This is a genomic window from Pseudomonas sp. 51_B, from assembly GCF_017491595.1.
GTDB lineage: Bacteria > Pseudomonadota > Gammaproteobacteria > Pseudomonadales > Pseudomonadaceae > Aquipseudomonas > Aquipseudomonas promysalinigenes.
In genome coordinates this window covers 1-759 of the sequence record NZ_JAFGYW010000075.1, presented here as the reverse complement: position 1 = coordinate 759, position 759 = coordinate 1, and the positions used below count along the sequence as shown (strand labels likewise).

At 73.8% G+C, this 759-nt stretch carries 1 protein-coding gene; it reads left to right on the top strand.

Going from position 1 to position 759, the window contains the following annotated elements:
* The coding region (locus J5M56_RS23685; RefSeq protein WP_207937906.1) for an Hsp70 family protein at positions 1 to 759 on the top strand (759 nt) is incomplete at both ends.

Here is a 759-nt window from a genome sequence, read left to right as displayed (position 1 = left end):
AGCAATACCGTCGTGGCGTACGTCGAGGCGGGCGGCGACGCGATCCGCGTGTTCGACGTCGAGCAACTCGTCGCGCCCGGCGAAGTCGGTGCGCGGCCGCTGCTGCCTTCGGCGCGCTATCACCCGGCGCCCGGCGAGTTCGCGCCGGGCGACCTGCGGCTGCCGTGGCGCGATGCCGGCGAATCGGTCGACGCGCGCGCTGCGTCCGACGCCGGCGACGCGCCGCCCGCGGTGATCGGCACGCTCGCGCGCGCGCTCGGCGCGCAGGTGCCGGGCCGGCTCGTGACGAGCGCGAAAAGCTGGCTGTCGCACGCGTCGGTCGATCGTCTCGCGCCGATCCTGCCGTGGGGCGCGGCCGATGCGCACGGCAAGGTGTCGCCCGTCGCGGCGTGCGCGAGCTATCTCGCGCACGTGCGCGCCGCATGGAACCGCCGCTTTCCGGATGCGCCGCTCGAACGGCAGGACATCGTGCTCACCGTGCCCGCGTCGTTCGACGACGGCGCGCGCGCGCTCACGCTCGAAGCCGCGCGACTCGCGAAGCTGCCCGCGCTGCGCTTGCTGGAGGAGCCCCAGGCCGCGTTCTACGACTGGCTGTTCCATCATCGCGACACGCTGCGCGACGAGCTGGCGCGCACGCGCCTCGTGCTCGTGTGCGACGTCGGCGGCGGCACGACCGACCTCACGCTGATCAAGGTGCACGTCGAGAACGGCGAGCCGCGGTTGACGCGCATCGGCGTGGGCGATCACCTGATGCTCGGC